Raw genomic sequence first — 6,991 nt, 5'->3', positions numbered from 1 at the left:
GAGAATGTAGAAAACCTCGTTAAATCTTCTGCAAATTATAGTTGCCAACGACGACAACTACGCACTCGCCGCTTAATAACCGGTAGATTGCTGTCGGACTGGAGCCGTGTCTATGCGTCCAGGTTCTCTTTTGAACATTCCGGCATCGCTCTCATAGAATCGTGATGGATGCTCGTTCGGGGCTGAAGCACTAAACAAGTACCGGAATCGCTGTCTGTTTTCCCCGTCCGGCGGGTAGCTGTCAGTTAAACTAATGTCGGAATAAGCATGTAGAGCCGATGGCAGAGGGCTTGCGGACGCGGGTTCGATTAGTGAAATGGTCGCCACGGGGAGTGATCCCCGTAGGAAAAAGAGGGCTCATACGGTGAACGCTAAGGGAAATAATCCTAAGCTAACGCCGTCCGGTGAATGGGAAACCAGTAAGCCGGCTAGAGACTCATAGGCTCCTAAAGGATTTCCCAGGGAGTACTAGGGTGGACAAAGGTCCACAACACGCTCTCCCCTGTCGAGTTTTGGCAGGTGAAGGAATAGTCCAGCCCACATTGAAAAATGTGGATAAGCTGTCCCGCCGTCTCCACCAAACTTACCCTGGCCGAATTAAAGGCCAGGGTTTCCTTTTTCTTTGATTTAATGATACTTTTCTTGTTGAGAACAAAAAGAGAATTAGTGCGTGTACAAGGAAGCAAAACTGCTGGATCTCACTGATGCAGCCTATATTGCCGGCATAATTGATGGCGAGGGGACAGTCGCCTTATCTCGTCGTCATAAATCGGAAAACCGTCAGCTGGTGATCAGTATCAGCAACACCGAACGCCCCCTGCTTGAATATGTGCTTGATTCAGTCGGTGCCGGTAAGATTACCGGTAAGAGAACCTACCAATCTCACCACACCCCAAGCTACACATATGCCATCTCCAATCGGCAAGCCCTGGCATTGCTAAACCAGATCTACCCCTACCTGAAAACCTACAGAGCAAAACGCGCGGATCTAATTCTACGCGACTACATCCGTTTAACACCGAGAAATGGGCGTTATACACCGGAATTCAAACAGGCTCGAACTGACTTCGAGCACAGAGTTATGCAGATAAAGTACTAAATTAACGATTACGGATTAATACAGGGTTTCTCGGGCGAGAATAAATGGGCGGGACCGTGATTCGGTAGTTGACGTATCCACCAATTCAAAGCCTTGACTATTTGTTAGTTAAGGCTTTTATATTTAGTAACCCTCGATTTCTGCACGGAATTGTGTATGAGCGGACTATTACAACGTCCACGAAAGTATATTTCTAACTCTCGACAGCCGGTTTAGTAACGAGAAACAGCGACTCATCCTGTAGCAAGCCGTAGCGGTTGTCTACGCCGACCAGTTCTGGATCTTCCCACCAGTTGAACAACTTGACCGCAAAGCCGGAGCGATTCAGGCGCTCGACGTAATCCATGGCGTAGATACGCACATGATCCGACTGTCCGAACACCTCTTCTCTTGCGGCGGGTTCCGTGACGGAGAAATCCTCAAAGGTTTGCTCAAGAACCAGGGATATCGGTACCTGTAAAATGCCCCACCCCCCTGGCTTTAGAACACGACACAGCTCCCGCATCGCCTTGATATCGTCGATAATATGCTCCAGTACGTGATTACAGATAATGATGTCAAACGATCCATCAGGGTAGCCAATATCGGTAATATCCATTTTTACCATTACCTCACTCGAGCTGATGTCTGCTGTCAGGTAGTCAATGTTGAGGGAATTTTTAAAGCACGCACTTAATCCCGGCTCGGGTGCTACATGCAGCAACTTAACCCGATCCTTGAAAACGTCGGTTCTTTTCGACAGGTAGAGATATAAAAGTCGCTCCCGGTCGGTTGATTTGCAAACCGGGCACTGGGCGTTGAGACGGTATCCACCGCCGATCACTGCCTTCTCCGACAGCACCGGGAAGTTGAAGCCCTTGGGCCTGAGGCACCTGAGATTCGAAGCACAAATTGGGCAATGATATCTCGAACCGTTGAAACGGAGTTTACGGACAAATGTTTTTAGCCTGAACGCCTGCTTCACCTGTCTATCGCTTCGGTAGGGAATACTGCTTTCGTTTCTGGCCTTTTGTAATTCATAGTGTATCGTTCAAAGTGAGCTTTGATTTCCGGGCAAGCGCGCATTTTGTCCTCGTTGCTCCCATTTTCTGAGATTACGGTAGTCGCGGTGGGAGCGGCTGCGTAAACCCAGCTTGAGAGCCAGCCACAGAAACGGATTTGGTGCGTGCAGGTATTGCGGCATCAAGTTGAAATCGTACAGTTTCAGAACCAGTTCCCCATCCTGCTCGATGATCCTCACATTCTTCGAACTTATATCGAGATCATGTACCCCGTGTGCCTCGGCCTGTTGGACAACACGGTACCCCGCATTGAGCACTTCCCGCGGCAGATGGCCCAGTTCGATGACCAAATCTTTCAGCGTACGGCCCGAGACATACTCCTGAATTATGCAGTGCGTGTACTCACTTGCATCAGGGTACACGCGATAAGGCCGCGCAACATGTTTTCTAATCGGCGTCAACGCAAACAGCGATTGATTGCGCAGATACTCAAATTCGGCGATGTCGGTTCCGTACTTATGCCGATATTTCTGCGCAGCCGTTTCACGATAAACCTTGGCTATAACGCTATCCTGGCCCAGTTTAGCCCGGAATACATGTGCGCGGGCGCCGGTACCCAGGTATCCGGTAATCTGAATATCGGCCGGCATCGACAGCGACTGCTGCAAGTCTGCGATCTGTTCGGCGGAAGGATTCTTCATTCGGAATTTTATCGATTCGTGTGGCTGCAATTAGTGCTATTACCGAAGATAACACGCAACGAGGAGAAGTCCTCACGAATTAGAAAAATGGCAGGAGAATGCGCCTTTTTCCGTCGGCTCTGACGAATAGTGCAAACTATACTTTTGCTTCCACTTCGATACATTATTCCGCTCTCCCGGACGCGCGCCGTCGTCCAGTAATACAATCGAGTTCTTATGTAATTTGTCAATCAGCAATGGAACGGCAGGATACCTGGCATCTATCGCCACGTTTCTTGGTGGACCATCGACTATGAGCATATCGATTTGATCGATAGTTTTCAGATCGATGTCGTCATACCATGGATACGTTTTACCATCGATATCATATTCCTTTATTGGCGCATACAACACATCGGCAAAACCATCGAGGCCATGTGATTTTATCGCTTGTCTGCTGATATCCGCGTACTTGTCCATATGATCGAGCGAGATTATTTTACCGCGGCCCAACTTCTTGAGGCAGTAGGCGGCGACCAGCGTAGAGGTTCCGCTGCCAGCCTCGATAATAAGCTCGGGTCGAATCCGGAATATTTCCCTGGCCATTAAATGCAAGAAGTCCGGAGACGCGGCACGATGGCGTGTTTGTGGCAGGGGAAGTTTTATGTCCAGCGTTCCATAAAGGCCGATAAGCGCTTCGGACTGGCGAAAGACTCTGAATTGCTGGATTTCAATCTGCCGATGTAGCGCACGAAACATACGCCAGCTTAAGGCAACGATTGCAGCCGAGGCAGTAATCAAAATTACCCAGAAAAGAGAAAAAAACTGGGCTCCGATCAGCGTAATCACAATAAACAGCGCGGCAATCGCAAGCGACTGCAATTTTAGTGTCTGGTAAGGTTTCATGGAATGAAATTTTGTGATTTATCGGTTAGACAATTAAGTAAAAGACGCGCAATGTTAGCCCGTAATCATAACCTTAGCAATTTCCGAGACTGTCAGGGCCATGAGAGCGTCTTTTCTGCCAGCCCGGTATAAAGTATTTTATCGATAAACGCAATTGCTCGATGCGGCCCGATATAATCAGACCAATGACCAGAGTGATCATGCTTGTCTATTTAAGCGGAAATACGGTTTATCCGGGCTGCACTCATTTCGCCTCTGGTAAATTCGATTGATCCTGCGAATTACACGGATTAATTGGCGAGGATAACAATTACCTACCTGGCACTCGGAGTTAAAAAGCAATCTCCCACCAACCACTTTATCTTGCCCACCACCGGAAACTTGAACCCGTGAGGGAGAAACTTCCTCACCCCGAAACGGCATAGCGAACCGTGTTAACGCCGGCCCAAGTAACGCACTGTTCTGATCAAGGCTTTTAGCTTGAACTGCATCCGTCACTCATCTGTTTTCGGCTTCGATTCTCGTAAGGCCCCGAGTAAGCTACCCCAGATAGTTGCGCTGGAAAATGCGTACATCAGCATATATTGCTTGCCGTAAAATGGTACCGCGCTAAAGGAGTAAATCAAGTATGCAACCAGTAGCAGAAATCCGCCAAGGGCGAGGCTGCGTATCTCGTTGTCATAATGTCGCCCCAGATATTTGGTAAAAATCCACAGGTGGCAAAGTACCAGGGTCATCAAGGAACATAGCCCAATGATCCCGCTCATCGCAAAAGTTTGCAGAAACTGATTGTGAATATGGTTCAAAGTTTCGGCACCTTTGAGCTCAGGATATTCCCGTCCATAAGCCCTCAGGGTTCGTTTGACATTGCCAGGCCCAATTCCAAGCCAAATTTCCGATTTACCCATACGCCAGCCAGCCTTCCAGCCTATGAGGCGCGCACTCAAACTGTCCAAATCAGTTAGATCTTCACCTTTGAGGAGTGGAGTCATGATTTGAATCATGTTATCAACTCTTTGCTGCACCAGCGGTATCGACATCCCCACTACTGAAATGCTAGCGATAAGAGCAATTGAAACGAGAATTCGTTTGTATAAAGGATAACGGTCGAGATAAAAAATTACGACGACGATCAAGACACCGATCCCCGCCAGCCAACTGCTCCGTGTTCCGGACAGGAACATAGCGCAAATCCCCATAAAAAGACCGAGCAAAAAATATATTCTCCCAAACCGGATCCGATTAAAGCGATGGTATGACGCGAGGATGACGGAAGTCATGGCCAATGCGTGAAATCCAAAAGCCGCCTCGTTATGACCTGCGCCGGCCCTGTATTTCCCCAAAATCAAAATATCGACCAGCGCCAATCCACCCAAGACTATGGCGCCAACCAAAAATTTCGACCACGGATTTCGATTGGCATCGTAACTGGCATAAAACAAGCTCGCCACCGGAATTGCCAGCAGTAACAAGAAAAACCTTGATACCAGAATATTTGCACCACGATCTGGAAATCCATCATAGGCCAGTGCCAGGCAGGTAGCGCCGACATAAGCGATTATTGGCCACGAGTAAAACCGCTGTTCCCTGGGCAATTGAGGTCTATACCTAATAAGGAATCCCAGTGCCGCAAGCGAGAGTAAAACAAACACCGCCCTGCTGGCGTCCCAGAACAAGAATATTGTTGCCAGAATGAAAACCGCAATTCCATTCAACAGCGGTTCGACGCTAGACATCTTGGCCAGCAATTCGGGTTGCGGGGAGCGAATTACCATACTTTGGAAATCTCCAAACTTTTCCTATATGTAGGATTGTCGCACCCGCAGAGAATGAAAGCCGACAATTACGTAAAACCGCGTATATTACAAAGCGCAGGAACCAATTTCCAGAAATCTGTTGATGCTCGGAATCTAACTCACTTGACTATGCTTTTGTCTACCACCATTATCTTCTGATCGAGTACACACACGAATCTGCAAAACGCAGCAGATAAACACAAGGCCTCACTCAGGCAAGACTATCTATCGATGACCGCAGGAACTGTATTGGGCAATGAATTAATGATTTCCATCATTGTCCCAGTTTACAACGTAACGCCTTATGTCGAAGAGTGCCTGGAAAGCATCTACAGTCAGGCCTTCAGTCACGCCTACGAGGTTATCCTGATCGATGATTGCTCGACTGACTCCAGCATCGATATTTGTCGGCGTTTTATCGAGAAAAACCACTTAACTAATTTTACCATACTCAAAAATTCTGAAAACCAGGGTGTCAGCGTAACCCGTAACCGTGGTCTGGAAGAAGCCAGCGGTCATTATTTCATGTTTGTCGATCCCGATGATTGTCTGGCACCCGGGGCAATCGCTTCGCTATACGATACCGCTGAGCAATTCTCGGCCAGTATTGTCAAGGGCAACAACACGATTTTTAATGAACAACAGGAACGTGCGGCACGCTATAATGTGACGCAGCAAACACTGGTCAGTGGCCAGGAAGTACTCACTACTCTCTACCAACACGACCAGGTGCGCGGGCATCCCTGGGGCAAGCTTTTTCGTCGCGACCAGCTAGGTGCTTACCGTTTTCCGCTGGGAGTGCGCATGGCGCAAGATCTGTTTTACTGCAGTGAAGTATTTTCTCACGCCGATTCACTGTTACTGATCGAGCAGAACGTTTATCGCTATCGCGATCGGGACAGCGGCTCTACCGGAAGCAAGTTCAATTCCGGCTCCTACCTGGACTGGCTGGACTCGGTCGAAAAAACCGTGCAATTCGCGCGCACACCTGGCCAGTTGCGTGCGCATAAAAACCTACTGGTGCGTACCATGGCACAACTCGCGCGCGAATGCCGCCAGCTTCCGAAGAGCCGGGCCGAACAGGTGTTATCCGAGATCGAGCAACGCTGTAAACGCTGGAACATACGATTGTGGTGGCTCGTAATGCGTGATCATCTGGGTCTACGTTCACTTGCCCGCTACTTCAAAATGCGCCAGGCAATTCGCCAATCCCGGCAAAATCTGCGCCAGGCCTAGGTGACCAGAAAGCAAAACCGAGAAAAATTTGTGCCCCCCAGCGTAATCATATTTCGAAAACGACTGCTCTCCTATTCGGAAACCTTTATCGCTGACCAGGGACAAATGCTGCCGACCTATCAGCCGGTTTACTGTGGATTCAGCCGCGATAATTCAGGTTTCGCCCTGATCCAAAACTCACCCAGTATCCTCCTCAATCAGATCAGTAAATCTGCGATGATCGATAAAATACGCTTTCGCCTCGGCTTTGGGATTTGTGACGCCTGGCTCCAG

General features: G+C 48.8%; 7 protein-coding genes and 1 other RNA gene. 4 read left to right on the top strand and 4 right to left on the bottom strand.

All coding sequences use genetic code 11. The features are described from left to right. Together ssrA and OES20_18510 are read left to right on the top strand one after the other, a co-directional pair. Nucleotides 1-311: a transfer-messenger RNA gene (gene ssrA, locus OES20_18515) on the top strand; the annotation flags it as partial. A gap of 359 nt (nucleotides 312-670) precedes the next feature. Continuing rightward, nucleotides 671-1,099 carry an LAGLIDADG family homing endonuclease gene (locus OES20_18510; protein ID MDH3636688.1) on the top strand — a complete coding sequence of 143 codons (429 nt, stop codon included), beginning with the start codon at nucleotides 671-673 and terminating at the stop codon, nucleotides 1,097-1,099. A gap of 193 nt (nucleotides 1,100-1,292) precedes the next feature. Here the strand turns inward: OES20_18510 and OES20_18505 are convergent, their stop codons facing one another. The 4 genes from OES20_18505 to OES20_18490 all read right to left on the bottom strand — a co-directional run bounded on the left by OES20_18505 (nucleotide 1,293) and on the right by OES20_18490 (nucleotide 5,422). Continuing rightward, the gene (locus OES20_18505; protein ID MDH3636687.1) at nucleotides 1,293-1,922 is read right to left on the bottom strand and encodes a class I SAM-dependent methyltransferase; all 630 of its coding nucleotides are present in this window, start codon (nucleotides 1,920-1,922) and stop codon (nucleotides 1,293-1,295) included. A 207-nt stretch (nucleotides 1,923-2,129) separates the two neighbouring features. Beyond that, nucleotides 2,130-2,801: a hypothetical protein gene (locus OES20_18500; GenBank protein MDH3636686.1), complete on the bottom strand. Its 672-nt coding sequence runs from the start codon at nucleotides 2,799-2,801 to the stop codon at nucleotides 2,130-2,132. A 72-nt stretch (nucleotides 2,802-2,873) separates the two neighbouring features. Next, nucleotides 2,874-3,686, bottom strand: a complete 813-nt coding sequence (locus OES20_18495) for a class I SAM-dependent methyltransferase (protein MDH3636685.1) — start codon at nucleotides 3,684-3,686, stop codon at nucleotides 2,874-2,876. Nucleotides 3,687-4,180: 494 nt separating this feature from the next. Then, complete coding sequence (locus OES20_18490; protein ID MDH3636684.1) at nucleotides 4,181-5,422, bottom strand: O-antigen ligase family protein; 1,242 nt, start codon at nucleotides 5,420-5,422, stop codon at nucleotides 4,181-4,183. A 309-nt stretch (nucleotides 5,423-5,731) separates the two neighbouring features. Between OES20_18490 and OES20_18485 the strand changes: the two genes are divergently transcribed. Together OES20_18485 and OES20_18480 are read left to right on the top strand one after the other, a co-directional pair. Beyond that, nucleotides 5,732-6,718, top strand: coding sequence for a glycosyltransferase family 2 protein (locus tag OES20_18485; protein ID MDH3636683.1), 987 nt, complete (start codon nucleotides 5,732-5,734; stop codon nucleotides 6,716-6,718). Nucleotides 6,719-6,748: 30 nt separating this feature from the next. Beyond that, a partial coding sequence (locus OES20_18480; GenBank protein MDH3636682.1) for a glycosyltransferase occupies nucleotides 6,749-6,991 on the top strand: 243 nt, incomplete at its 3' end.

This window comes from Gammaproteobacteria bacterium (assembly GCA_029862005.1).
Lineage (GTDB): Bacteria > Pseudomonadota > Gammaproteobacteria.
Note: the sequence above shows the minus strand (reverse complement) of the source record. Positions and strands in the feature narration are given on the sequence as shown.

Excerpts from the sequence above, each read along its gene's own strand:
- OES20_18500 (MDH3636686.1), bottom strand. The coding sequence starts at position 2,801 with ATGAAGAATCCTTCCGCCGAACAGATCGCAGACTTGCAGCAGTCGCTG.
- OES20_18495 (MDH3636685.1), bottom strand. The coding sequence starts at position 3,686 with ATGAAACCTTACCAGACACTAAAATTGCAGTCGCTTGCGATTGCCGCG.
- OES20_18490 (MDH3636684.1), bottom strand. The coding sequence starts at position 5,422 with ATGTCTAGCGTCGAACCGCTGTTGAATGGAATTGCGGTTTTCATTCTG.